The organism is Pectobacterium sp. IFB5596 (assembly GCF_021432585.1).
GTDB classification, from domain to species: Bacteria; Pseudomonadota; Gammaproteobacteria; order Enterobacterales; family Enterobacteriaceae; genus Pectobacterium; species Pectobacterium punjabense.
The window spans coordinates 124,823-149,759 of the sequence record NZ_LXFY01000030.1; the positions used below are offsets into that span (position 1 = coordinate 124,823).

General features: G+C 50.8%; 21 protein-coding genes. 6 read left to right on the plus strand and 15 right to left on the minus strand.

From position 1 onward, the window contains the following. Window positions 1-402 (plus strand): zinc-binding dehydrogenase (locus A6301_RS18320; RefSeq protein ID WP_234258439.1); only part of this gene is annotated, 402 nt, incomplete at its 5' end. Window positions 403-415: 13 nt separating this feature from the next. Further along, on the plus strand, window positions 416-1,861 hold the full coding sequence (locus A6301_RS18325) for a tagaturonate reductase (RefSeq protein ID WP_234258440.1): 1,446 nt from the start codon (window positions 416-418) through the stop codon (window positions 1,859-1,861). A 243-nt stretch (window positions 1,862-2,104) separates the two neighbouring features. Here the strand turns inward: A6301_RS18325 and A6301_RS18330 are convergent, their stop codons facing one another. Together A6301_RS18330 and A6301_RS18335 are read right to left on the minus strand one after the other, a co-directional pair. After that, window positions 2,105-3,016: an EamA family transporter gene (locus tag A6301_RS18330; protein WP_215484143.1), complete on the minus strand. Its 912-nt coding sequence runs from the start codon at window positions 3,014-3,016 to the stop codon at window positions 2,105-2,107. Window positions 3,017-3,181: 165 nt separating this feature from the next. Further along, on the minus strand, window positions 3,182-4,390 hold the full coding sequence (locus A6301_RS18335; RefSeq protein ID WP_107168718.1) for an aldose 1-epimerase family protein: 1,209 nt from the start codon (window positions 4,388-4,390) through the stop codon (window positions 3,182-3,184). Between the two features lie 392 nt (window positions 4,391-4,782). On the opposite strand from A6301_RS18335, the gene A6301_RS18340 reads away from it, so the two are divergent. Continuing rightward, window positions 4,783-6,033, plus strand: a complete 1,251-nt coding sequence (locus tag A6301_RS18340; protein WP_234258441.1) for a valine--pyruvate transaminase — start codon at window positions 4,783-4,785, stop codon at window positions 6,031-6,033. A 54-nt stretch (window positions 6,034-6,087) separates the two neighbouring features. Here the strand turns inward: A6301_RS18340 and dppF are convergent, their stop codons facing one another. The 5 genes from dppF to dppA form a co-directional block, all read right to left on the minus strand. Further along, window positions 6,088-7,098: a dipeptide ABC transporter ATP-binding subunit DppF gene (gene dppF, locus A6301_RS18345; protein ID WP_107168611.1), complete on the minus strand. Its 1,011-nt coding sequence runs from the start codon at window positions 7,096-7,098 to the stop codon at window positions 6,088-6,090. After that, window positions 7,095-8,075, minus strand: coding sequence for a dipeptide ABC transporter ATP-binding protein (gene dppD, locus A6301_RS18350; protein WP_012821905.1), 981 nt, complete (start codon window positions 8,073-8,075; stop codon window positions 7,095-7,097). Before dppD ends, dppF begins: the two co-directional genes overlap by 4 nt. Window positions 8,076-8,088: 13 nt before the next feature. Then, a complete protein-coding gene (gene dppC, locus A6301_RS18355) occupies window positions 8,089-8,991 on the minus strand; it encodes a dipeptide ABC transporter permease DppC (protein ID WP_234258442.1) in 903 nt (300 codons plus the stop codon). Window positions 8,992-9,003: 12 nt separating this feature from the next. After that, entirely contained in the window at window positions 9,004-10,023 is a 1,020-nt protein-coding gene (gene dppB, locus A6301_RS18360; protein WP_012772789.1) for a dipeptide ABC transporter permease DppB, read from the minus strand. Between the two features lie 211 nt (window positions 10,024-10,234). Further along, complete coding sequence (gene dppA, locus A6301_RS18365) at window positions 10,235-11,842, minus strand: dipeptide ABC transporter periplasmic-binding protein DppA (RefSeq protein WP_107168609.1); 1,608 nt, start codon at window positions 11,840-11,842, stop codon at window positions 10,235-10,237. 999 nt (window positions 11,843-12,841) lie between these two features. Here dppA and A6301_RS18370 point away from each other — a divergent pair. Further along, the gene (locus A6301_RS18370) at window positions 12,842-13,525 is read left to right on the plus strand and encodes a hypothetical protein (protein ID WP_215484138.1); all 684 of its coding nucleotides are present in this window, start codon (window positions 12,842-12,844) and stop codon (window positions 13,523-13,525) included. A 606-nt stretch (window positions 13,526-14,131) separates the two neighbouring features. Then, window positions 14,132-15,475: a 2-hydroxycarboxylate transporter family protein gene (locus A6301_RS18375; RefSeq protein ID WP_234258443.1), complete on the plus strand. Its 1,344-nt coding sequence runs from the start codon at window positions 14,132-14,134 to the stop codon at window positions 15,473-15,475. A gap of 128 nt (window positions 15,476-15,603) precedes the next feature. On the opposite strand, the gene A6301_RS18380 is transcribed toward A6301_RS18375, so the two are convergent. From A6301_RS18380 to ibpA, 8 genes are all read right to left on the minus strand, one after another. Next, complete coding sequence (locus A6301_RS18380; RefSeq protein WP_234258444.1) at window positions 15,604-16,092, minus strand: type II toxin-antitoxin system YhaV family toxin; 489 nt, start codon at window positions 16,090-16,092, stop codon at window positions 15,604-15,606. Between the two features lie 23 nt (window positions 16,093-16,115). Next, on the minus strand, window positions 16,116-16,457 hold the full coding sequence (locus A6301_RS18385) for a type II toxin-antitoxin system PrlF family antitoxin (RefSeq protein WP_107168605.1): 342 nt from the start codon (window positions 16,455-16,457) through the stop codon (window positions 16,116-16,118). A 395-nt stretch (window positions 16,458-16,852) separates the two neighbouring features. Beyond that, on the minus strand, window positions 16,853-17,575 hold the full coding sequence (dcuR, locus tag A6301_RS18390) for a two-component system response regulator DcuR (RefSeq protein WP_107168604.1): 723 nt from the start codon (window positions 17,573-17,575) through the stop codon (window positions 16,853-16,855). Then, complete coding sequence (locus tag A6301_RS18395; protein ID WP_234258445.1) at window positions 17,568-19,196, minus strand: sensor histidine kinase; 1,629 nt, start codon at window positions 19,194-19,196, stop codon at window positions 17,568-17,570. The genes dcuR and A6301_RS18395 overlap by 8 nt, the downstream gene beginning before the upstream one ends. Before the next feature lie 193 nt (window positions 19,197-19,389). Further along, window positions 19,390-20,802, minus strand: a complete 1,413-nt coding sequence (locus A6301_RS18400) for an anion permease (RefSeq protein WP_107168602.1) — start codon at window positions 20,800-20,802, stop codon at window positions 19,390-19,392. A 526-nt stretch (window positions 20,803-21,328) separates the two neighbouring features. Continuing rightward, complete coding sequence (locus A6301_RS18405; protein ID WP_234258446.1) at window positions 21,329-22,987, minus strand: putative transporter; 1,659 nt, start codon at window positions 22,985-22,987, stop codon at window positions 21,329-21,331. 175 nt (window positions 22,988-23,162) lie between these two features. Continuing rightward, window positions 23,163-23,615, minus strand: coding sequence for a small heat shock chaperone IbpB (ibpB, locus tag A6301_RS18410; protein WP_005976752.1), 453 nt, complete (start codon window positions 23,613-23,615; stop codon window positions 23,163-23,165). 157 nt (window positions 23,616-23,772) lie between these two features. Beyond that, window positions 23,773-24,186 (minus strand): small heat shock chaperone IbpA, encoded by a 414-nt coding sequence (ibpA, locus tag A6301_RS18415; protein ID WP_005976748.1) that lies wholly within the window; start codon window positions 24,184-24,186, stop codon window positions 23,773-23,775. A gap of 386 nt (window positions 24,187-24,572) precedes the next feature. On the opposite strand from ibpA, the gene A6301_RS18420 reads away from it, so the two are divergent. Then, complete coding sequence (locus tag A6301_RS18420; RefSeq protein ID WP_107168599.1) at window positions 24,573-24,929, plus strand: YceK/YidQ family lipoprotein; 357 nt, start codon at window positions 24,573-24,575, stop codon at window positions 24,927-24,929. Window positions 24,930-24,937 lie beyond the last annotated feature (8 nt).

Here is a 24,937-nt window from a genome sequence, read left to right on the forward strand (position 1 = left end):
CTGCCGGTCGTCGATCCCTCTGCCGAGGATTTTGAAACCCAGCTACGTGCCGAATTTGGCGGTTCATTGGCAGAGAAAGTGATTGATGCCACGGGAAACCAGCATGCGATGAACAACACCATTAACCTGATCCGCCACGGTGGCAGCATCGTGTTTGTCGGTCTATTTAAAGGTGATTTGCAGTTCTCCGATCCTGAATTCCATAAGAAAGAAACCACGATGATGGGCAGCCGTAACGCCACACCGGAAGATTTCGCCAAAGTGGGACGTCTGATGTCTGAAGGCAAACTCACCGCAGAAATGATGCTGACGCACCGTTACCCGTTTGCCACATTGGCTGACATCTATGAAAAGGATGTCATTAACAACCGTGAGCTAATCAAAGGCGTCATCACATTCTGATGAGGGAATAATCATGAAGACATTGAATCGGAAAGACTTTCCCGGCGCATGCTATCCAACAAAAGTGATTCAGTTTGGTGAAGGCAACTTCTTGCGCGCCTTTGTGGATTGGCAGTTGGATGTGCTGAATGAGAAGACCGATCTTCAGGCGGGCGTAACGATTGTGCGCCCCATTAATACCAATTTTCCACCGTCGCTCAATACGCAAGATGGGCTTTACACCACGGTCATTAGGGGACTTAACGAACAGGGCGAGGCCGTCAGCGATGCGCGCCTGATCCGTTCGGTGAATAACGAGATTAACCCGTATCAGCATTTTGCCGATTATCTGGCATTGGCCCATAACGCCGCCATTCGTTTTGTTTTTTCAAACACCACGGAAGCGGGCATCAGCTATCACGCTGGCGACAGCCTCAACGATACGCCGCCGGTCAGCTTTCCTGCCAAGCTGACACGCCTGTTGCTGGAACGCTTTACGCATTTTAACGGTGAGAGCGATAAAGGCTGGGTCATCATCCCCTGCGAACTGATCGACTATAACGGTGAGGCGCTCAAAGCTCTGGTTCTACGCTATGCTCAGGAATGGCAACTCTCACCCGCATTTATCGACTGGATTGAGACGGCAAATACCTTCTGTTCCACGCTCGTAGACAGGATCGTAACGGGATACCCGCGTGAAGAATCATCAGCGCTGGAAGAGAAACTGGGCTACCACGATGCCTTTTTGGATACCGCCGAACATTTTTACCTCTTTGTCATTCAAGGCCCCCACTGGCTGGCGGATGAGCTGAAACTTGCGGCATATCCGCTTAATATCCGCATTGTTGACGACATCAGGCCGTATAAAGAACGTAAAGTGGCGATTTTGAATGGTGCACACACCGCTCTGGTTCCGGTTGCCTGGCTCTGCGGGCTGGATACGGTAGGTGAAGCGATGCAGGACGCCGATATCCGTCGCTTTGTAGAAAATACGCTACATCAAGAGATCATCCCGGTGCTGGATTTACCGGCGAATGAGTTGCGTGAATTTGCCGATGCCGTCACCGGACGTTTTCAGAATCCCTATATTCGCCATCAGTTGCTCTCCATCGCACTCAATGGCATGACTAAATTCCGCACACGTATTCTGCCACAGCTGCTGGCAGGCCACCGCGACGGGCGCTTTCCGGCACGGTTGACGTTTGCGCTGGCCGCGCTGATTGCCTTCTACCGCGGAGAACGAGCGGGCGAGACTTATCCTTTACAGGATGATGAACAGTGGCTCACCCGTTACCGCCAGCTGTGGCCACGCGTGGGAACCGATCTAACCGTGTATGAATTGGTCAACGAGGTGCTCGCCAATACCGCACACTGGGGGGAAGATCTCACCCAACGGTCAGGTTTAGTGGCGCAGGTGACAGCCGATCTGAGCGATATTTTGGCGCAAGGGATGCGTCAGGCAGTGAAAGCGCGGGGATAATGATGTTCGACAGCGCCCGGCGGGCGCTGTTCAGACCGTTGACAAACCTACTTGTCGAATGAAAACGGGCGTAACGGAATAGAAGAGTAAAGCGTTTGCGCCAGGGATGGCGCAAGCCGAGCGCACAAGGACGTGTTTACAGCGTCTTTACGATCTATCCGTTACCCCCGCTCTGCGAACTTTGTCAGCAACCTCGACAGCGCCCGGCGGGCGCTGTTTTCTCCTGCAAGTTAATACGTTCTGCTATGGTTGCCGCGCAGGCCGCCATGCACGCAGCCGCGCACCAAACACATTGACCAGCAGACCAACCATAATCAGCACTGCCCCCACGATCTGTAATAGCGAGAGGGATTCGCCAAGGAATACAGCGGCGCTAACCAGCCCAACCACTGGCACCAGCAGTGATAAGGGAGCCACGCGCCAGGTTTCGTAGCGCGCCAGCAGGCTGCCCCAAATCCCGTAGCCAATGATCGTTGCCGCAAACGCCAGATACATCAGAGATAAAATCGTCGGCAGTTGGATGGTGGTTAAACTGTGAACAATCACCCCCTTACCCTCAAACAGCCATGAACTGATGAAAAACGGCACGACAGGCACTAATGCACCCCACACCACCAACGACATGATGCGTACATCGTTATTTTTACTCATGATTATTTTATTGGTGATGTTACCCACCGCCCATGACAGCGCTGCTGCGAGCGTCAGCAGCAGCGTAGTGGTGGTCATACCGGATGACATTTGCAGCGCTGTGCGCCCTTCCGCCAGCACCACCATCCCTATCGCGGCGACCAGAATGCCAACAACGTGATTCCAGCGCAGCTTTTCCGACAGTAAGATCGCGCCAACCAGCAGTGTAAAGAAGGCCTGAGCCTGCAATACCAGCGATGCAATTCCCGCGGGCATACCCAATTTGATAGCGAGAAACAAGAAACCAAACTGGCCAAAGCTAATCGTCATGCCATAGGCGAGCAGCCATTTCAGAGGAATACGCGGGAAAGGAACAAATAAAATAGCCGGGAGCGCCACCAGCGAAAACCGCAGCCCTGCCAGTAAAAAAGGCGGCATATCGTTCAGCCCGACCTTAATTACGACAAAATTCACGCCCCATAACACGACAACACACAGCGCGAGCAGCGCATCTTTCAACGACATCCTCATCCCCTGATCAAATACGTAACAAATACCTTCCTCAAGGTACGCGTAAAATGAAAAAACGGATAAGAAAAGATAATTATGGCGTCACGTGATGATGACAACACGTTATCGTCACATGAGATAGCCGACCACCACATCGGTGGTCGGCATAATAGATGGCGGTTACTCGACGGCGATCGGTTTTTCCGTCAGCGTAGTTTTGTTGTCGCCCTGAATGGCTTTCACTTTCTGTTCCATTTTTTGTACCGCACCCGCGTTACTCAACAAGCTGTACGTCAGCTCAAACGTGGTGCTCTGTCCGGGCTGTAACTTTTTGACTCGCCCTTGCTCACGTTCAATCGTGACCGGATAGGCGTAGTTGGTGCCGGGTTCGATCCCTGTCACGTAGCCTTGTTTTTCCGTATCCGTATTTTTCCACAGCGTCAGCAGCGGCAGTTGATGGGTGTCAAAGGCAATCGACACGCCCTTATCTCCCGCCTTGTTCACCAGCGCCGCCAGCGTTTTACCTTGTGCATCCGTATACGGCGTAATGTTGAACACCATCTCATCAAAGTCTTTTGTCGGCCCCTTGTAGGTTTGCCAGGTTGCCAGACCCGCTTTGGCGTGGTCATTAAACGGAGAAATCTCTTTTACTGGCGCGAGGAAACGCGCGCCTTCTTCAAGAATCGGCGTACCGAAATTGCTGTGGTAGATAATCTGATAGTCGCGCGGGTAGTCGGCTTTATTAGTCAGTACATCATGCACAGTAAACGACTCGCTGCCAGGGACATAACGCAGCTCGGTCCAGGTTTCCAGATTCGACTTCTTAAAACTGTTTTCCTTCAGCAAACCCCGTACCGTAATGGTATACGGCGCGCTATCGCTGACTTCCACCACCACTTTTGAGGCAGGCGTATTACCCGCACGACCGTGCAGGGTGTAGATCATGCCATCGCTGACAACCGGGTGCCCCGTCCACTCGAAGCCACAGCGCACCATCATCTCATTGAAACCTTCCAGCCAACCCAGTCCATTACGGCTTTCCAGATTGATGGTATTCGGATTGACGACCTCATCAACCGGCGAATCCCACCCCAAACGAATGTTTTTACCTACCGCATGCAGTAAATTCATCCCTCGCGTTGGGCTGAGAGCAATTTTCAGTCCATCCTGACTGGTAATCGTAATCACTTTACTGCCTTCCTGACGTCCACCGTGCAGGACTTTTTGTTCAATGCTGAAATGCTGATTCTTGATCTTCAGAGCATCACTGCTGATTTGCCAGTTTCCCTTTTCCACACTGCTTTCAGCATCTGTCAGCACAAACGTCTGCGCCGATAATTGCCATGATGTCAGCGCCAGTGTAATTCCTATAGCCAGTAATTTTTTCATGTTACCCATCCCTCTTTGCTGAATTGTTTTAGCTAATGCGAGCTAAAGACTACAAATCAGCGGATGGTCAGAATGTGATAGCTATCACCAGATAGAGAAATTCAGCATTATCGCGCCATTTATCTGATTAACATCACTTATCATCTGGAAATAGATACTGTTATTGCATAATTATTGAGATGTTGATCGGTAAATGCTGACATCGTTTCAGCAAAATAACGCATGTCGACTAAAAGCATTTTGCCGATAACGATAACATTAGCGATTAATACTGAAATATCTAATCATTGCAGGATAAAAGATTATTGGATTGTTTTTTGACCACATTGCACCCTATTAGCGCAAGCGCTATGGTTGCCGCTAACCTGTGTACGATCACTGATAAATAAACTATGAACTTTTCTCTTTTCGGCAAGAAATTCACGCGTCACGCTGGCATCACCCAATTAATGGACGATCTGAACGAAGGGCTGCGTACGCCAGGCGCAATCATGCTGGGGGGTGGCAATCCGGCGCACATTCCAGAGATGGATAGTTACTTCCAGCAGTTGTGTCAGGACATGCTGGAACAAGGAAAATTAACGGAAGCGTTGTGTAACTACGACGGCCCGCAAGGTAAGGATACGCTGCTTAATGCGTTAGCCGAACTCCTGAGTAGTGAATTAGGCTGGCAGATTGGACCACAGAACATTGCGCTGACAAATGGCAGCCAGAGCGCGTTTTTCTACTTATTTAACCTGTTTGCTGGTCGCCATAGCGATGGCAGTCTGAAAAAAGTGCTGTTTCCGCTGGCACCGGAATATATCGGCTATTCGGATTCCGGGCTGGACGAAGACATGTTCGTTTCTGTTCGTCCCCAGATCGAACTGTTGCCTGAAGGACAATTTAAATATCACGTCGATTTCGATCATCTGTCGATTACCGATGATATCGGGCTAGTTTGCGTATCCCGACCAACCAACCCAACCGGTAACGTGCTGACCGACGACGAACTGATGCGTCTGGATATTCTGGCGCAGCAGCACAAGGTTCCTCTGCTGATTGATAACGCCTATGGCGTGCCTTTCCCCGGTATCATTTTCAGTGATGCCACGCCGCTGTGGAACCCAAATATCATCCTGTGCATGAGTCTGTCCAAACTGGGTCTACCCGGTTCGCGCTGCGGCATCGTGATTGCAGATGAAAAGGTGATTTCAGCGATCGGCAACATGAACGGCATCATTAGTCTGTCACCAGGCGCGGTCGGCCCGGCGCTGGCGCATGAGATGATTCAGCGTGGCGATCTGTTGCGCTTATCTAATGACGTCATACGCCCGTTCTACCAGCAGCGCGTGACAGAGACTATCGCCATTATCCGTCGCTACCTGTCCCCAGAGCAGTGCCTGATTCATAAACCAGAAGGGGCGATCTTCCTGTGGCTGTGGTTTAAGGATCTGCCCATCACGACAGAAACCCTATACCAGCGCCTAAAAAAACGCGGCGTCCTCATGGTGCCGGGTCACTATTTCTTCCCCGGCATGGTGCAGGAATGGCAACACGCTCATCAATGCATGCGCATGAACTATGTGCCGGAACCGGAGAAAATCGAACAGGGTATTGCGATACTGGCGGAAGAAGTTGAAAAGGCAATGCAGGAAGGGTAATGCGCCACTGGCAGGATGCCCCACGCTTTAACCGCGTGGGGCATCAGAGGAAAACTAGGCGATTGCGGTGCCCTGTTCGTCCTGATCGACGGCAAAGCAGGCAACCTGCTGTTCGCCGTAGGTTTTCAGCTGCGGCTGGAACTGCGTGCAGGTGCTGAAGCAGCGCTGACAGCGGGCGTTAAACGCGCAGCCCGGCGGTGGATTCAGCGGGCTAGGCAACTCCCCCGTCAGCTTGATGCGCTCGCGGCGTAAATCCGGGTTCAGGCGCGGCGTCGCGGACAGTAACGCCTGCGTATAAGGGTGACGCGGATTGTTGAAAATGGCATCTTTACTGCCTTTCTCAACACAGCGACCCAGATACATTACCATCACTTCATCAGCAATATGCTCGACCACAGACAGATCGTGCGAGATGAAAACATAAGACAGCCCCAAATCCTGCTGTAAGTCCATCATCAGGTTCAGCACCTGTGCACGCACAGACACATCCAGCGCCGAAACGGGTTCATCGGCAATCACCACGTCTGGGTCTAGCATCAGCCCACGGGCGATAGCAATACGCTGACGCTGACCGCCGGAGAACATATGCGGATAGCGGTCATAATGCTCCGTTTTCAGCCCCACTTTCGCCATCATCGCCAGCGCTTTTTCACGGCGTTCGGCTTTCGACAACTCAGTATTGATCTGGAGTGGTTCTTCCAGGATCTGGCCGACTTTCTTGCGCGGATTCAGCGATCCGTAAGGATTCTGGAAAACGATCTGGATCTTCTGCCGACGCAGTTTCTGCGCTGCGGGGTCCGGCTTCAGCAGATCTTGCCCCTGATAGTACAGCTCGCCTTCTGACGGGGTTTCGATCATTGTCAGCAGGCGGCCCAGCGTGGATTTCCCACAGCCGGATTCCCCCACCACCGCCAGCGTTTTACCGCGCTCCAGCGTAAAGGACACGCCATCCAGCGCTTTCACCATTCGTTCCGGCGCAAAAAAGCCCTTTTTCACCGGATAGTGTTTTTTCAAATCGATCGCATGCAACAAGTACGGCTGCGATGTGGCATTCAGTTCACTCATAGGGTTGGCCTCCCCGCATCATCCAGCGGTGTATGACATTTCACCTGACGACCAGGAATATCGCGCAGCCCAGGTTCTTCCTGACGGCAGCGGTCCTGTGCATAGGGGCAGCGCGGGTTTAACAGACAGCCATTTGGGCGATCGTATTTACCCGGCACCACACCCGGCAGCGATGCCAGACGGGCTTTATCCACCGCAAACTCCGGCAGCGCACGCAGCAGCGCCTGAGTGTACGGATGGCGGGGAGCACGAAAAATATCCGCCGCTTTACCCGATTCCACCACCTGCCCGGCATACATCACGATGATGTGGTGCGCCGCTTCGGCCACCAGCGCCAAATCGTGCGTAATCAGGATCAGCGCCATATTCTCGCGCTGCTGCAATTCGAGCAGCAGTTCGATAATCTGCGCCTGAATAGTCACGTCCAGTGCCGTGGTAGGTTCATCCGCAATCAACAGCTTTGGCCGACAGGCAATCGCCATCGCGATCATCACGCGCTGGCTCATCCCACCGGAAAGCTGGTGTGGATACACGTCAAGACGCGAAGCTGGATCGGGAATCCCAACCAGCGTCAGCAGATCAATCGCTCGCTGACGACGCGTTTTGCGGTTACCCCCCTGATGCACCTTGATGGCTTCCATAATCTGGTAGCCGACGGTGTAACACGGGTTCAAGCTGGTCATCGGGTCCTGGAAAATCATCGCGACTTCCGAGCCCACCAGATTACGCCGTTCTTTCTCAGAAATTTTCGTTAAATCACGCTGGTTAAACTCCAGCTTGTCGGCCATCACTTTTCCGGGGTAATCAATCAACCCCATAATCGCTAGCGAACTGACGGATTTACCAGAACCAGACTCTCCGACGATACCGACGACCTGACCTTGTTCAACCTGGTAGCTGATACGATCGACCGCACGAAACGGTAGATCCTCATCACCAAAGTGAACCGACAGTTTATCTACATTGAGCAACGCCATCTCTCTACCTCTATCACTGCTTGAGTTTGGGGTCGAGAGCGTCACGCAAGCCGTCCCCCATCAGGTTAAACGCCAATACCGTCAGTAAGATTGCCAGACCGGGGAACGTCACCACCCACCAGGCGCTTTGCGCAAATTGCAAAACGTCCGACAGCATGGTGCCCCACTCTGGCGTTGGCGGCTGTGCGCCCATACCGAGGAAACCCAAAGCAGCCATATCAAGAATGGCGTTAGAAAAGCCGAGAGAAGCCTGCACAATCAGTGGTGCCAGGCAGTTAGGAAGAATGTTGACGAACATCTGGCGTGCCGAGCTAGCACCCGCCACGCGTGAAGCGGTGACGTAATCGCGATTAACTTCCACCAGTACCGCGGCGCGAGTCAAACGGACATAGTGCGGCAACGCCACGAAGGTCAACGCCAGCGAGGCATTCACAATCGAAGGTCCAAAAACAGCGACCAGTACCAGCGCCAACAGCAGGCTTGGCAGTGCCAGCATGATATCGACGATACGCATGATGAACGCATCGACCACCCCGCCGAAATATCCCGCCAGCAGGCCGAAAATCACCCCCAGCACCAGCGATAGCACAACCACCAGACAGCCGACCAACAGCGACAGGCGCGCGCCGTACATCAGACGGGACAGGACATCACGCCCGACGTCATCCGTTCCCAGAATAAACTGCCAGCTTCCGCCCTCTTGCCAGACAGGCGGACGAAGCAGTGCATCGCGGAACTGCTCGGCGGGCGCATGCGGTGCCAATACGTTGGCGCCAATAGCGATCACAAGCATCAGCACGACATACACCATGCCAACGACAGCCCCTTTGTTACGTTTAAAATAGTGCCAGAATTCCTGTAGCGGGGTCATCGGCTTCGGTGCGCTATTTACAACAGGTTCAGTGACGTGTGTCATCTTAGCCTCCCCTTATTTCTTGTGACGGATGCGTGGGTTAACCACACCGTAGAGCACATCCACCAGCAGGTTAACCAGAATGATCATGGTTGCTACCAGCAGCACGCCGCCCTGAACCACCGGATAATCACGACGCTGCAACGCATCGATCAACCACCGCCCCAAGCCCGGCCAGGAGAAGATGGTTTCCGTCAGGATCGCCCCAGCCAGCATGGTGCCGACCTGCAAGCCAATCACTGTCACCACCGGCAGCATCGCATTACGCAACGCGTGCACGACAATGACGCGCAGGCGACTCAGCCCTTTGGCGCGAGCGGTACGAATGTAGTCCTCTCCCAGCACTTCCAGCATCGCGGAACGCGTCATACGTACAATCACCGCCAGCGGAATGGTGCCTAGCACGATGGCTGGCAGGATCATGTGTTCAACCGCGTCGATAAAGTCGCCTTTTTCGCCCCAGAACAGGGTATCGATCAGCATAAAGCCAGTCAGCGGCATACTGTCATCGAGGAAAATCGTATCGCTGATGCGCCCCGAGACGGGCGTCAGGTTGAGTTGAACAGAGACCAGCATAATCAACATCATGCCCCACCAGAAGATAGGCATGGAGTAGCCCGTCAGCGCCAGGCCAACAGAGGTATGATCGAAAATAGAACCGCGTTTAACCGCAGCCAGCACACCAACCGGAATCCCAACCGCGATAGCAAACAGCATCGCGCAGATACCCAGTTCCAGCGTCGCTTTGAAGCGAGGAACAAATTCTTCCCACACAGGGATGCGGCTCTTGAGGGAGATCCCCAGATCGCCCTGCAACACACCGCCGATATAGTGGATGTATTGCTGCCAAAGCGGCTTATCCAGCCCCATTTCAGCCAGCAATTGCGCATGGCGCTCAGCGGAAATACCACGTTCCCCCGCCATGATCATCACCGGGTCACCCGGAATCATGTGCACGAAGGCAAACGTCAACAGGGTGATACCAATAAACGTTGGGATAACGAGTCCCAAACGCCGGAGTATGAACTGCAACATATCCCGAACTCTCTATTCATGCCCGTTGGCTCATTGGCCATCAGGCTTATCATTGCTCACAGCCAAAAAATCGCCAGGAGCGATTTTAAAACGTCGTATGCGACGGTCCGCCATGAATATTTAACGGGCAAGAAACCCCGCCTCCACGGCTCCTCTAACGAGAAACCGCAAGGTCGGGGTTTTCAATGTCCGTGAAAATCGAGTGGCTGACTTAATCCAACGTCACGTTGTTGAAGCTATGCACGCCACGCGGCTGAACCACATAACCTTTCACGTTTTTACGCACAGGCTCGTACACGGTGGAGTGCGCGACAATCAGCGCCGGAGCCTGATCGTGCATCACAACCTGAGCCTGCTTGTACAGCTCAATACGTTTTTCGTGATCGGAAACAGCACGCGCCGGTTGGATCAGGTCTTCAAACGGCTTGTAGCACCACTTGGAGTAGTTGGAGCCATTTTTAGCTGCGTCGCAGCTGAACAGGGTCGCGAAGAAGTTATCTGGGTCCCCATTGTCGCCAGTCCAGCCCATCAGCACCGTCTGGTGCTCGCCGTCTTTCGCACGCTTCAGATACTCGCCCCACTCGTAGGTAACGATCTTGGCTTTCACACCCACTTTCGCCCAGTCGGACTGAATCATTTCCGCCATACGACGCGCGTTCGGGTTGTACGGACGCTGTACCGGCATTGCCCACAGGTCGATAGAGAAGCCGTCAGCCATACCCGCTTCTTTCAGCAGGGCCTTCGCTTTCTCAGGATCGTAGCTGTAGTCTTTAACGTCGTTGTTGTAGCCCCACATAGTCGGTGGGATCAGGTTGGTTGCTGCTTGACCCGCGCCCTGATAGACCGCATCGATGATGGCAGACTTGTTCACCGCATAGTTCAGCGCCTGGCGAATCTTGACGTTATCCAGCGGTTTTTTCTCAACGTTGTAGGCCAGATAGCCAACGTTCAGGCCTGGCTGTTCCAGCAACGTGATATTTTTGTCTTCTTTCATGCGGGCAAGATCGGCCGGGTTTGGATACGGCATGATCTGGCATTCGTCTTTTTGCAGCTTAGCGTAACGCACAGACGCATCTGGCGTGATGGAGAAGACCAGACGATCGACGCCCGGCTTGCTGCCCCAGAAGCCTTCGAAAGCTTTATACAGAATGCGGGAGTCTTTCTGGTACTGCTGTAGCTGGAATGGGCCTGTACCGATTGGGTTCAGGTCAATCTTCTCCGGCGTACCGGCTTTCAGCATGTTGTCCGCATATTCCGCAGATAAGATAGAAGCGAAGTCCATCGCCAGGTTTGCCAGGAACGGCGCTTCAGGGCGGCTTAACACAAAGCGGACGGTATAGTCGTCCACTTTTTCGACTTTGCTGACCAGTTCCGGCATACCCATACCCTGATAGTATTCATAGCTGCCGCCAGAAACTTTATGGTACGGATGGTTGGCATCCTGCTGACGCATGAAGGAGAAAATGACGTCATCAGCATTGAACTCACGAGAAGGTTTGAAATCCTTGCTGTCTTGCCATTTCACGCCTTTGCGCAAATGGAAGGTATAGGTTTTGCCGTCTTCGCTAATATCCCATTTTTCAGCCAAACCCGGACCGGTGTCCGTGGTGCCGTCTTTAAATTCCACCAGACGGTTATAAATAGGAATAGAGCTGGCATCAAACGTCGTACCGGAGGTGAATAGCTGTGGGTTAAAACCTTCCGGGGAGCCTTCTGAGCAGTAAACCAGCGTTTTTGCCTGAACACCTGCCGCGACGGACAGGGCGAGCAAACCAAGGCCGAACTTCAACACCCTTGATTTAACCAGGGATTTTTCCATTACTTATGCTCCATTGTGGATGATGTTGTGTGCTATACCCGTCCGACACCAAGCTGCATACGCGTTAATCCTGTTGTTAAAACATAAGTGTTAAAACACGATCGTTAAAAGCACGATCGCGAAAAACGCAGATGTTAACAACGCGGATATCCTGTCCTGCATCTCGAAATCAATTGGATATGGTTGGCCAGACCTGTATTTTTATGTGCTGCGGTCTGTACCCTGTCGCCCGAAGGCAAAACTAAAATACTGGGGGAGGAATCGTGGTCACCAGAGCAAACTGCCGTCACGCTATGGGATATAGTCATAATAACTACCACCTATATCTTGAAACGTCACAACCCGCTCACGGATGCTGGATGAAGACGTAGAATCATTCAGGCAAACCGCTGCTTTCCTCCTTATATCCCTATGACGACTTCAATTTCTCAACAGATGGCGGTGACGTCAATATAAGCTGTAAGGATTTACAAAAATTCCTTACATTTTATTAATATATAAAATACAGCTCTATCACATAATTTAAGTCGTATATTTTGCATTTATTTTAAAAAACAGCGATAAAAACCGATGTATTGTCTACTAAAAGAAATTATCACCATTAAAAAAACTATAGTCATCTGGTCTTACATGTCCAAGATCTGAGCACTATTTTTTGTTAAAAACGTTAACAGCAGGTGAAAATTCTGACAGGTGATAAGAAATTCTGATATTTACCATGGTGTGATAAGCAGGTGAATGACTATCTACGCTACATAAAAAAACTTTGCTTTCCCCTCTTCGACGGGCCAACAGCGCACATGATTCCATGCAACACTCGCTCCGCTTTTACCTGATCTGCCATATACACTGATATCGCCCCCTTTCTCTCCGATATCAGACACGATGTCATCCTTCATTTATTGATGCTGAATGTCATATAAGTTTTTGATAGAATTAATTAAAATACCCATAGCCATGGGTTGTATTGGTCGTATTTTTGACAAGGAAAACTAAGCAATGAAAGGAATGGTGAGCGTTGTGTTGTTATGTACTTCATTTCCCTGTTTTGCAGGCTGGGGTTATGAGATGACGATGTGCCGTAATGGCGCGTTTCCTGATTATCCAGACCAGTACTCTGTCGCCAAAATCACGGCGGTGCATGGCGATAAAGTCCACTTTTACGATGATGATATAAGGAATGGATGCCCGGATAATAAGGCGGCTTGCCAGAGTAAAACCAGCCTGAAAGCAGGTGACCGCGTGCTGGTGGCGCAGGAAAAAAACGGCTGGTCCTGCGTGTGGCATTTTGGCAAAAAATCCGAATTTGTCGGTTGGGTGGAATCGGCTTATCTTAAAAAACAGCCCATCAAAACGGCAGACATCAATACCTGGCTCGGCACGTGGCGCAATTTCGGCGATAGCATCACGATTACCCGTGGGAAAAACGGTACGCTGAATCTTAGAGGACGCGCCATCTGGCATGGAGGCAGATCGAGTTATGGCGAGCAAATTGCGCATTTTGGCAGTTTTTCTGCCTCAGCAACGCCAAACGGCAATCGGCTTCAATGGAATGATTCACGTGACGTGATTGAATGTAGCGGCGTGATGCAGCTGATTAACGGCAATTTGATCGTGGAAGATAATGGTCAATGTGGTGGAATGAACGTCCGTTTTAATGGCATTTATCGTTTGAAAAAGTAATGTAGCAGCCTATCCGGTAGGGACGTACTTGTCCCTTCATGCTTCACTGACGATCTCTTCATATACTCGCAAGAAAATGACATGGCTCAATAATAAAGTGGCTATTTTAGTTAAATAAATATTTTCACTAAAATGGAATTACATTATTTACTTATTCTCACAACGTGGTATTTTCACTCTACGATTTATTTCCCCTCCTTTTTTATCTCACTTTCTTTTTTGAAAAATTATTTTAATTACAAAAAAATGACGTAAGTTATTTAAAATGGAGTTGCTGATAACTTCACAAATACGTAATTAACGTATTATTTTTAACATTTCATCATGCTAGATTACCCTCAGAATTGATTCATTGTTAAATAACATCCATCATTCTTTATCTTTTTGTTAGTAATTGATAAAAAACAAAAAAGAGTATTTTTCTTCTTTCTGATAATAAACATTCTACCGCCAATGGCATTAGCGACGCTCGATAATCACACCGATACTGGTGATAAAAAAGGCAATAACCTACGTCGATAACGATGCACTATCAATATAGTAACGATATGAAACGGCAGGGATGTAATTTCTTTCTGTACCAACTGTCCTAGCAGGGTGAATATAATGAAAAAAACTGAAACTGATATTTTATGTGAGAACGATCTCGCTCTGGAAACACAGTCATCGTTTATCGGCGACTTCTTTAAAAAGAAAATTGGCTCCGTTCCCGTTGCTCTGTTTATGGCGATTACCGCTATTGTTGCTATCGCTGCCTATGAAGGATATTTACCTAAAAATATGATTGGCGGTTTCGCCGTCATCATGACAATGGGTTTTTTACTGGCGCACATTGGTAGCAACATTCCTGTGTTCAAAGATATCGGCGGCCCGGCAATTCTATGCCTGATGGTGCCTTCCATTATGGTGTATTTTAATTTATTTAATGACAACACCATGAAAACCGTACACCTGTTGATGAAAGAGGCGAATTTCTTGTATTTCGTCATCGCCTGTCTGGTGGTCGGCAGTATCTTGGGTATGAATCGCAAAATTCTGATTCAGGGGATGGTGCGTATGTTCGTCCCGCTGGTCATCGGCACCGCGACAGCGCTGGCAACCGGTTTGCTGGTCGGTAAACTGTGCGGTTACAGCTTCTATCACACCTTCTTCTTCATTATCGTGCCTATCATCGGTGGCGGTATTGGTGAAGGTATCCTGCCGTTGTCCCTCGCCTATTCAGCTATTCTGGGACAAAGCCCAGACGTTTATGTCGCTCAGTTAGCGCCCGCAGCCGTTGTCGGTAACATTTTCGCAATTCTGTGTGCTGGGGTGCTGTCCCGTCTCGGTATGCGCCGCAGGGATCTGAACGGTGAAGGTCGTCTGGTTCGCAGCGATGAAGACAACGCGATGTTTGCCGTCAACGACGCGCCAAAGCCGGTCGATTTTCACCTGATGGGCGGCGGACTGCTGATGATTTGCGCCTTCTTCATCGTCGGTGGGCTGTTTGAAAAACTGGTACATATCCCAGGTCCAGTGCTGATGATTCTGATCGCCGTTTTCTGCAAATACGGACGCGTTATTCCTGCCATCATGGAAACGGGTGCGCACAGCGTTTACAAATTCGTATCCAGCTCTCTGGTGTGGCCGCTGATGATCGGGCTTGGCATGCTGTATATCCCGCTGGAGAGCGTCGTCGCGGTATTCTCCGTGGGTTACGTCATCGTCTGTGGTTCTGTGGTGCTGTCCATGGCGCTGGTGAGCTTCCTGATTGCGCCTTATCTGAACATGTACCCGATTGAGGCCTCCATCGTGACCACCTGCCACAGCGGGCTGGGTGGCACAGGTGACGTAGCAATTCTGTCTGCCTCTAACCGTATGTCTCTGATGCCGTTCGCACAGATCGCTACCCGCATCGGCGGCGCGTCTACCGTCATCGCCGCAACGCTGCTGCTGGGCTGGGTTGCCTGATTTCACTCTCTAGTATCACGGTTTCCCCCAATCAGGGGGAAACCTAAATTATTAAGCGCGACCACCAGCAGTGTGATGGTTCATTTGGCGAAACGACAAAGTCTGTCATCACGGACTCTGTGTTAGGTCTATTTTCCAAGGAAACCTGAAATAGAAGTTGTGGCGGTAGCAGCTTTTGCCTCACTGAGAAGTTTCTCCCAGTCATCTGGTGGGTCGCCTGCTTTTAACATCCCTGCGAACACCTTATAGGCATCTGTCTTTGAACCGTAAGCACGAAGCGTATCAAAATCATTTACCCAACCGATAATGATAGTCTTATGCTCTGCGCTGCAACGATAGAACAAACGGAACTGCGACAAGAACGTTGCGCGGAACCAATGTTTGAATTCATCGCCTAACGTGTCTCCCTGACGGTATTGCGCGTTGAGAGGATCGACGGCTATCCATTCCTCAATCACTCGCTCAATCGCACGTAGGAGCTTTGTTTCTTTCTTGCCAAGGTATTCACCGGGCTTTGCAGCCTTTAATTCAGCAACCTTTTGAGCAAGTTCTGCAATCTGCTGCAAAAAGCATGAATGAAAGCAGATTCTCCAGCCATTTACTTCTAAATACCCCATGTTTCACCGCCTGGCTTTTTTAGTTAGTCATCAGTAAGCGGCGCGTCTAGATCGACCTCAACTCCAGCAGTTAATGCTTTGATGCTTTCCCAGAACGCCACAGGTACGGGGTGAATGTTTTGTGGGTTTTTCTTCATGTCGTTTTCGAGAAAAGTCAGAAACTGCGATACAACGGGGTCGTCCTGTTCTTCTTCCTGTCGAGACATGATGACTTTGCCACCTGCAAGCAAGGTGTACTTAATGTACTCACCTGGCTTGAGATGCAAAGCATCGCGTATTGCTGCCGGAATCGTTGTCTGGCTGCGTTCGGTGAGTCGAGACTCAGCGCGCAGTGACACGTCTGCCGTATTAATTTGAATAGCCATTGATTGAACCCTCTTTATTCTCGCTTTAGTCACTGTGCTCATGCCAGCACAACAACAATAATGCATTTGCATTAAACAATGCAAATGCATTTACCTAACTAAAAAGCAGGCTGTAGACTAACGTTGGCCGCATCCGATCGATGATTGCGGACATAAAGCCACACGAGCGTTGAATGGTGCGTATTACCGCGATAATGACTTCTTTTTTCGCATCTTCAGAAAACAGCAGAAAGTGGCATTCAGAACCGGGAAATCAGGGGAACATCTTAAAAGGGATAATGCAACCTCAGACGCGCTCAGGGCGATTTTCAGCCCTGAGTCACTATCATCTTTATTCAAAAGGCTGGTGAATTTTGCAGTAGTACATGACATTACCGCTAGCGATTCACAGCGATTTATTCACAGTACTGGCGCAATGAGTCCTGTTTTTCTGGCAGCAGGCGATACAGGTACACCGGTCGCCCTGTCGAACCGTACAGAATATTGGTGGTCAGGATTCCGGTATCGGACAGGTATATCAGGTATTTACGGCAGGATACGCGGGAGATGCCAATCGCATTCGCCAGCATTTCGGTAGAAAATTCAATACCCTGATTGCCTTCAATCCACTCGCATACGGTACGCAACGTCAGGCTGGTCAGCCCTTTCGGCAATTTCTTGCGCTCGCTGGCCGTGCTACCGCTGGTGCGGCGAATCAGGCTATCAATGTCCGACTGCGCAACAAAATCACGGTGCTTGAACAAGTTCGCCTCTTCGCGATAGGCCGTCAGCGCCTGTTCAAAACGCGAGAACTGGAAAGGTTTAATCAGATAGTCCACCACGCCGTAGTGCAGTGCTTTTTTGATGGTATACACGTCGCTGGCAGAAGAGATGATGATGACATCCGTCTTTTCACTAAATTCACGGATAGTCGGTAACAGATCCAGTCCATTATCCTGCTGCATGTAAATATCCAGCAGTACCAAATCGATTTCCGAGTCAGGTTGCATCAACAGGTTCCGTGCCTGCTGCAACGTGGGGACGGTCGCGTAGCAGCTAAATCCAGAAACCTGGTTCAGATAAGATTTGTTAAGCTCTGCAACCATGGCATCGTCATCAACAATCAGTACATTAATCATGGTCAAACAGCCTTGCTTGATAAGGAATAGTAACGAAAAACTGGGTGTACACCTCAGGTTCTGATTCAAACTCGATAGTGCCGCCAATCTTCTCCAGACTCTGTTTGGTCAGGTACAGGCCAATACCGCGCCCGCTGCCTTTGGTAGAGAATCCCTGTTCATAAATACGCGTCTGGCTTTCCGACGAAATGCCGGGGCCGTCATCCCCCACGGTACAGTGAAGGCGGTTATTCTGATGATGGAAGCTCACGCTGATTTCACAGTTTTCCTGTTCATCAATCGCGTCCATCGCATTCTCAATCAGATTACCCAACACGGTAATCAATTCATTCGTAGCATCAACATCATCGGTATCCGGTAGCAGACTCTCCTCGCTGATGGAGAGTGTAATGCCGAGATCGCGCGCGCGATTAATTTTACCCAACAGGAAGCCGGCAATCACTGGCGACTTCACTTTACGAATAATCGAACCGATTTCCGCCTGATAATTATTGGCGGTCTTCAGGATGTAATCTTCCAACTGCGAGTAATATTTTAAGTGCAGCATCCCTAAGATGACGTGCAGCTTGTTCATAAACTCGTGCGACTGCGCCCGCAGTGCATCTGCGTAGTAGGACATCCCACTCAACCGTTGCAGTAACTGGCTGATCTCCGTTTTATCACGGAACGTCGCAATCGCGCCGATAATATCGCCTTTCACAAAAACGGGAACGGTGTTGGTCAGCAGCAGGTGCCCGTTAAAGTTAATCTCTTCATCACGCCGTGGCGTACCACTTTCCAACACCTGTTTCAGGTGCAGGTGTTCAAGCCACTGTTCGCTAACGCGTTCGGCCGGCTTCAGAGCCGACGCTTCACTGCCCTGCGGCTTATTCTGCCGGAAAAGCCGCCGCGCCTCATCATTGATTACCGTAATCCGACCATGCTGATCGACCGCAATAACCCCTTCTTTGATATGTTTGAGCATCGCGTTGCGCTGTTCAAACAGGTTCGATATCTCAAACGGCTCGAATCCCAGCATAATACGCTTGAGCACCTTCACCAAAATCAGCGTACCGAGCCAACCCACCAGCGCCCCCGCCAATAGCGTCCAGGGAATCATCCAGCGGTTATCGCTAATCACTTTCTGCACGCTGGTTAAGGCAATCCCCAACGCGACAACGCCCACCTGCTTGTGGTTATTGTCGAAAACCGGCGTAAATACCCGCAGTGCCGGATCGAGCGTTCCCCGGTTGATTGAGGTATTTTCCATCCCCAACAGCGCCGGGTAGATATCCCGACCAGCAAAATGTTCGCCAATTCTTTCCGGTTCAGGGTGGCTATGGCGCACCGTATCCATATCGGTGACGGTGACGAAGAGCAGTTGATTACGCTGGCGGATCGTCTCCGCAGCAATCTGCACTTCCTCCGGCCGCCCAATCCCTTTAAGTTCATCAATAACAACAGGGGAAGCCGCAAATGTGCGAGCAATGGCAAAGGCTTTTTCTCGCAGATGATCTTCCGACAGCTGATTAATGCGAAAAAACAGCAGAGAATAGACCACCAACAACACCGCGCCAAGTACCACTGATACCATCAAAAACACCGATGTTCCCAGCTTGAGCGGTGCCTTTTTCTTGCCCATGTCACTCTCCGAAACAAACATCATCACACCGTTATCTTATACTGTTTCGCCGCGTTTCGCGTGTCGTGATGCATACGCCCCGTCACAAGGACAGGGCGTAAGCTTAAAGAAAGGGAATCAGGCTTAACCTATCGCGGTACATTTTGTGTGTCAGGAATGTCTCGCATCAGGAAAGCCATCGGGTATCAATGCATTACCAGAAACCGAGCAGTTTCCACCACATGCCGCCAACACCCAGCCAGATAGGGATAATGACCAGACTGACAAAGAAACCGATCTTCCACCAGGTTGCCAACGGCACGTAGCCTGTGCCGAACAAAATGGGTGCCGGGCCACTGGAGTAGTGAGTTGTAGACATAAACAGGTTACTGAAGATACCGAATACCAGTACGGTCAGCATTGGCGGCGCACCAGCTGCCAGTGCAATAGAGACGAAAATTGCGTACATAGCGCTGATGTGGGCAATCGCACTCGCCATCAGGTAGTGGCTGTAGTAGTAAACCAGCAGCAGCAGACCCAGCATCGGCAGCCAGTGCATTCCGCTAACCGCATTACCGGCCAATCCGCCCAGCCAGGCAATCAGACCCATTTTGTTAAGCTGGCCAGCCAGCGTCATCAGTACGGCAAACCACACCACGGTGTGCCAGGCTTCTTTCTCACTGACCACATCGTCCCAGGTCAGCGCGCGGCTGAGCAACAGCACGCTCAGGCCAGCCAACGCGGTCAGCGTCGCGTCGATATTCAGCGTAGAGCCCAGTACCCAGAACGTCACCAGCCCAAGGAACACACCCAGCACCACCCACTCATCGCGGGTCATTTTGCCCATCTCACGCAGTCTTTCGACGGCGATGGCGCGCATTTCTGAGGTTTTCTTCAGTTCAGGCGGGTAGAAACGGTAGATCAGATAAGGAATCAGCGCCAAAGACAGGAAGCCCGGCAGCAGTGTTGCTAACGCCCAATCCGTCCAACTGATGTGGATACCAAACTGGGAAGCCAGCTTAGCCACCATCGGGTTACCCGCCATGGAGGTCATGAACATCGCGGAAGTCACGGCGTTACACTGGAAAATGGACTGCACCAGAAACGCACCAATGCGACGCTGTGTGCCTTTTTCCGGTGTGGAATCATAGGCTTCGGCGATCGACCGGAACAGCGGAGTGATGATCCCACCGCAGCGTGCAGACGTGGAAGGCATCGCTGGAGCGAATAGCAGGTCGGTAAACACCAGACCATACGCCAGACCGAGGGAACTATTTCCCAGCTTGCTGATGAACAGCAGGCCAATACGTCGACCAAAACCGGTTTTAATAAAGCCGCGCGAGATAAAGAAGGCACAGGCGATCATCCAAATGGTGGGATCGCTAAAACCCGCCAACACGTCTTTAATGGATAATAACCCTAATATGGCGACCGAGGTCAGGCTGAACATCGCCATCGCGCCAAGCGGGTAAGGAGAAAGAATCAGACCGACAACCGTGGCAATAAAAATCGCCATCAGATGCCAGGCATCAGGTTTAACGCCATCAGGAACCGGCAATAACCATAAGCCACCGGCAATACAAAGGATAACTAGAAGCTTTATCAACCTGCTGTTATTCGCAGACATAAGAACACCACTCTTCATTAAAACGGAATGCTGTATTCACGACGGATGTCCCGTGCGGAGGAGTGGGTATTACGTTATTCTTCCTTCGTCACCCTGCTGAAACAACGCAACAGGAATCATCTGCGGAAAAAAAGACGAGAAAACAAGGGTTCAGGGTGCTTCTCTCGTCTGATCAAATCAAGTGATTAATGAAGAGATAGTATTATAATGCGCCTGCAAAATAGCGTTACTTTAGTTACTAAATAGGTTCATTAATTTATTTAAGAAACTTCCGTGGTTTTAATTTCCAGATAAAAAACCCTTTAAATTCAATAATAATTGACATTTTACAAACATAAAATTAACGAAATTAACGACACATCAATGATAAAAAAACCTTATACCTAATAGTGGTAATATAATTCTTTCCCAGACAGTGAGTTATCTATTCCTTATTTATTTACTCAGGTATTTTTTATTAAAAAATAAAAAACAAAATAATCATGATTTGGCGAGAAAATATTATTTTTTATCCAGCTGATAACATTTAAAGGGTAAGAAAAAGTACGGCTAAAAGCTGCGGCGACATAATTCGCAGAAACATTGCCAGCGGATAAACCGTCGCATAAGACAACGCCGCCGCACCGCTGGTCGGGTGTAGCCCATTGGCAAACGCCAGCGCAGGCGGATCGGTCATAGAACCCGCCAGCATGCCACACAGCGTCAGGTAGTTCATCTTACCCAGCGTGCGCGCCAGTATGCCGACCAGCAGCAGCGGCACAATGGTAATCAGTGCACCGTAGCCAATCCACCACACGCCGTCGCCGTTCAATAGCGTATCAATGAAATCGCCGCCGGATTTCAGCCCCACCACCGACAGGAACAGTACAATGCCGAGCTCACGCAGCGCCAGATTCGCACTGGGCGGCATAAACCAGTGAAGTTTACCGATACTGCCGATGCGCCCTAGCACCAACGCCACCACTAGCGGTCCGCCAGCCAGCCCAAGCCGCAGCGCCACAGGAAACCCAGGGATCACCAGCGGCACAGAACCCAGCAACACACCTAGCCCAATGCCGATAAAGACGGGCAGCATCTGTACCTGCTGGAGTTTTTGCTGTGCGTTGCCCACGATATCCGCGGCGGCATCGATCGCCGCTTTTCGCCCGACCAGATTCAGAATATCGCCAAATTGCAGGCTGGCCTGATTACTGGCAACCAGCTCGACACCCGCACGGTTCAGGCGCGAAATCACGACATCATAATTTTGCTTCAGATTAAGCTCACGAATCTTGCGCCCCAGCACTTTCTCATTCGTCACGACTACACGTTCAACGTGTAGATCCGTGCCCCGCGTCGAGAGCGATGTCTCTACTTCATTACCGATGACCAGACGTGCCTGTTCAAGATCGTTTTTCGCCCCCACCAGATGCAGGTAATCGCCCAATTGAATCAGCGTCTGCGGCGACGGCACCATCAGTTCATCACCGCGTTTCAGGCGGGAGCAGACGATGGTGTCGCGGTTCAGAATCGGCACAGCCTGAATCGCCAGCCCTTGCAGATTGGTATTCGTCACCGACACATTCATCGTGTGCAGTTGTTCATGGTGCTGACCATTACTGGCTTCAAACTGTTTTGCCTCGTTATCCACCGCGACACGAAACAAGACACGCATCAGCCACATCACCAGTAAAATGCCGCAGATCCCCAGCGGATACGCCATCGCGTAGCCCGTTCCCATTTGGTTCACTAAGGTTGTACTCGAACCGAGATCGGTCAGAATCTGTTGCCCCGCGCCCAGAGAAGGCGTGTTGGTCACCGCACCGGAGAAAATACCGAGAATAATGGGCAAAGGAATATTGAGCAGTTTATGTAGCAGGACGGTCACCACACTGCCGAGAAACACCGTCAGCAGAGCGAACGCATTGAGGCGCAGGCCAGATACGCGCAGAGAGGAAAAGAAGCCCGGCCCAACCTGAATGCCAATGGTGTAGACAAACAGGATCAGCCCAAATTCCTGAATCACATGCAACATGTCATCATTCAGTTGAATCTGGTACTGATGGGCAACATGCCCGACGATGATCCCACCGAACAGAACCCCGCCAATCCCTAACCCGACGCCATAAATCCGCCAGTTGCCAATCCATAACCCCAGAACGGCAACCAGCGCCAGCATACTCACGGTAAGTGCGATATCACTCATACCCGTATCCTTTGCGGACGTTTTTATTGGGAAATGCCACTGCTGCCATACTCTATGACGAGTCTATTTTGATTCTGGCAGAATGCTGGGGAGAGAAACGTGGTGGGCAACACAAAACCGCGCCCGTAATGAGACGAGCGCGGGAAGTTATCAGGTTAATAACGCAGATGTCGCGTTATGACGCATCTTCGGCAGACTGCTGGTTCAATGCCGGGCGGCCACCGCCGATGGCGATACGCTGCGGCTGCAAGGCTTCCGGTACGTCACGTACCAGATCGATGTGCAGCAGGCCATTTTCAAAATGCGCATCGGACACATGCAGATGCTCAGCCAGCGTAAAACTCAGCGTGAAAGGTTTAAACACCAGCCCCTGATGCAGATATTCCACGGCTTTCTCGGTCGGTGCCGGGCTGCCTTTCACGGTCAGGCGTGGTCCTTCGACTTCAATATCCAGATCGCTTTGTCGGAAACCTGCAAGCGCGAGCGTGATGCGGTAGTGGTTGTCGTCTTTCTTCTCGATATTATACGGAGGAAAATCAATCGGTTCCTGACTGCCCTGCATTGAGCTCGCTAATTTGTCAAAACCGATCCACTGACGCAGTAAAGGTGATAAGTCGTAGTTACGCATAATATGACTCCTTCTAAGAAGCGAGATTAATGATGCCCCTGTGGGCATAGCTTATGCCAGCCACGTTTCAATCGCTGGCGTCGTCCCCATTCGGCAGACGATATAGTCATTCATGGCATTGCCGTTTCAGGCAGTGCTCAATTAATTTGATATTGGTTTACTTAATTTCAATCCGACGCGGCTTCATCGCTTCCGGCACGATACGTTCGAGATCGATATACAGCAGCCCGTTTTCCAGATTGGCGCCTTTTACCTGAATATGTTCGGCCAGCTGGAATTTACGTTCGAAATTGCGCTCGGCAATGCCCTGATACAGGTAGTTACGGGCAACCTGCTCACCAGCGTGGGCACCTTTAACAATCAATAAATTGTCGTGCGCGGTGATGTCCAGCTCCTGCTCGGCGAAACCAGCGACGGCAATCGCGATGCGGTATTGGTTCTCATCAACCAGTTCGACGTTGTAGGGAGGATAGCCGCCGTTGCTCTGGGTCTGGCCGGTTTCTAATAGATTGAACAGGCGATCGAAACCAATAGCGGAACGGTACAGTGGGGAAAAATCGGGGTTACGCATAAAACAGCCTCCTAAACATGCAGCGAGGATTTATTCTTTACCTTCCCTAAGGACAGGCTCACAGCCGGGACAGATACCCTGACGGCATATCGTTTTCTTCCGGCTTACGATCAATATGGTGACCCCCCTCAGACTTTCAAGAGGCAAAAAAGAAAAATCGCTGTGTTTCATGCAATATTCACTCACACAGTGGTCGTTATCACATACACTCAAGATAGGTAGGTTTGGCCTAGTGCCGATCGTTTAAGCATTGAGATACACGGGGCGGCCACAGGGGTGAGGCGTCCCTGCGGGAACCTCCCCTGTGTTTCCCCTAACAACGGACTTAAGTGGCCAGTACTAGGCTTCGACCCGCTCTGGCAGCAGGTTCTTAATGGATAAGTAATATGACTTTACTGAAAAGTGCGTTGTTCTCTTTCATTATTACCGGTAGCGGCGCGGTAGTAACCGGCGGCTGCTCCAGCGTGATGACGCATACTGGAAGCGATCAGGGATACTATTCCGGCACACGCGCCAGCGTGGGTATGCTGCGTGACGACGACACCAGTTGGGCCATGATGCCGCTGGTTGCGCTCGATCTGCCGTTCTCCGCGGTGGCCGATACGTTGCTGCTGCCCTACGACTACTATCGCGCGGGCAGCGAGAAGAGCAAACTGTCGACGCGTGAGCGCATTTCTCAAAGCGAAGAGCAAAACCAAACTGCCAACTCACAATTTGCTACCACACCGCATAATCAGCTTTGATAGCACCG

Coding starts and splice junctions, on each gene's coding strand:
- A6301_RS18325 (WP_234258440.1), top strand. CDS start 416: ATGAAGACATTGAATCGGAAAGACTTTCCCGGCGCATGCTATCCAACA.
- A6301_RS18330 (WP_215484143.1), bottom strand. CDS start 3,016: ATGTCGTTGAAAGATGCGCTGCTCGCGCTGTGTGTTGTCGTGTTATGG.
- A6301_RS18335 (WP_107168718.1), bottom strand. CDS start 4,390: ATGAAAAAATTACTGGCTATAGGAATTACACTGGCGCTGACATCATGG.
- A6301_RS18340 (WP_234258441.1), top strand. CDS start 4,783: ATGAACTTTTCTCTTTTCGGCAAGAAATTCACGCGTCACGCTGGCATC.
- dppF (WP_107168611.1), bottom strand. CDS start 7,098: ATGAGTGAACTGAATGCCACATCGCAGCCGTACTTGTTGCATGCGATC.
- dppD (WP_012821905.1), bottom strand. CDS start 8,075: ATGGCGTTGCTCAATGTAGATAAACTGTCGGTTCACTTTGGTGATGAG.
- dppC (WP_234258442.1), bottom strand. CDS start 8,991: ATGACACACGTCACTGAACCTGTTGTAAATAGCGCACCGAAGCCGATG.
- dppB (WP_012772789.1), bottom strand. CDS start 10,023: ATGTTGCAGTTCATACTCCGGCGTTTGGGACTCGTTATCCCAACGTTT.
- dppA (WP_107168609.1), bottom strand. CDS start 11,842: ATGGAAAAATCCCTGGTTAAATCAAGGGTGTTGAAGTTCGGCCTTGGT.
- A6301_RS18370 (WP_215484138.1), top strand. CDS start 12,842: ATGAAAGGAATGGTGAGCGTTGTGTTGTTATGTACTTCATTTCCCTGT.
- A6301_RS18375 (WP_234258443.1), top strand. CDS start 14,132: ATGAAAAAAACTGAAACTGATATTTTATGTGAGAACGATCTCGCTCTG.
- A6301_RS18380 (WP_234258444.1), bottom strand. CDS start 16,092: ATGGGGTATTTAGAAGTAAATGGCTGGAGAATCTGCTTTCATTCATGC.
- A6301_RS18385 (WP_107168605.1), bottom strand. CDS start 16,457: ATGGCTATTCAAATTAATACGGCAGACGTGTCACTGCGCGCTGAGTCT.
- dcuR (WP_107168604.1), bottom strand. CDS start 17,575: ATGATTAATGTACTGATTGTTGATGACGATGCCATGGTTGCAGAGCTT.
- A6301_RS18395 (WP_234258445.1), bottom strand. CDS start 19,196: ATGGGCAAGAAAAAGGCACCGCTCAAGCTGGGAACATCGGTGTTTTTG.
- A6301_RS18400 (WP_107168602.1), bottom strand. CDS start 20,802: ATGTCTGCGAATAACAGCAGGTTGATAAAGCTTCTAGTTATCCTTTGT.
- A6301_RS18405 (WP_234258446.1), bottom strand. CDS start 22,987: ATGAGTGATATCGCACTTACCGTGAGTATGCTGGCGCTGGTTGCCGTT.
- ibpB (WP_005976752.1), bottom strand. CDS start 23,615: ATGCGTAACTACGACTTATCACCTTTACTGCGTCAGTGGATCGGTTTT.
- ibpA (WP_005976748.1), bottom strand. CDS start 24,186: ATGCGTAACCCCGATTTTTCCCCACTGTACCGTTCCGCTATTGGTTTC.
- A6301_RS18420 (WP_107168599.1), top strand. CDS start 24,573: ATGACTTTACTGAAAAGTGCGTTGTTCTCTTTCATTATTACCGGTAGC.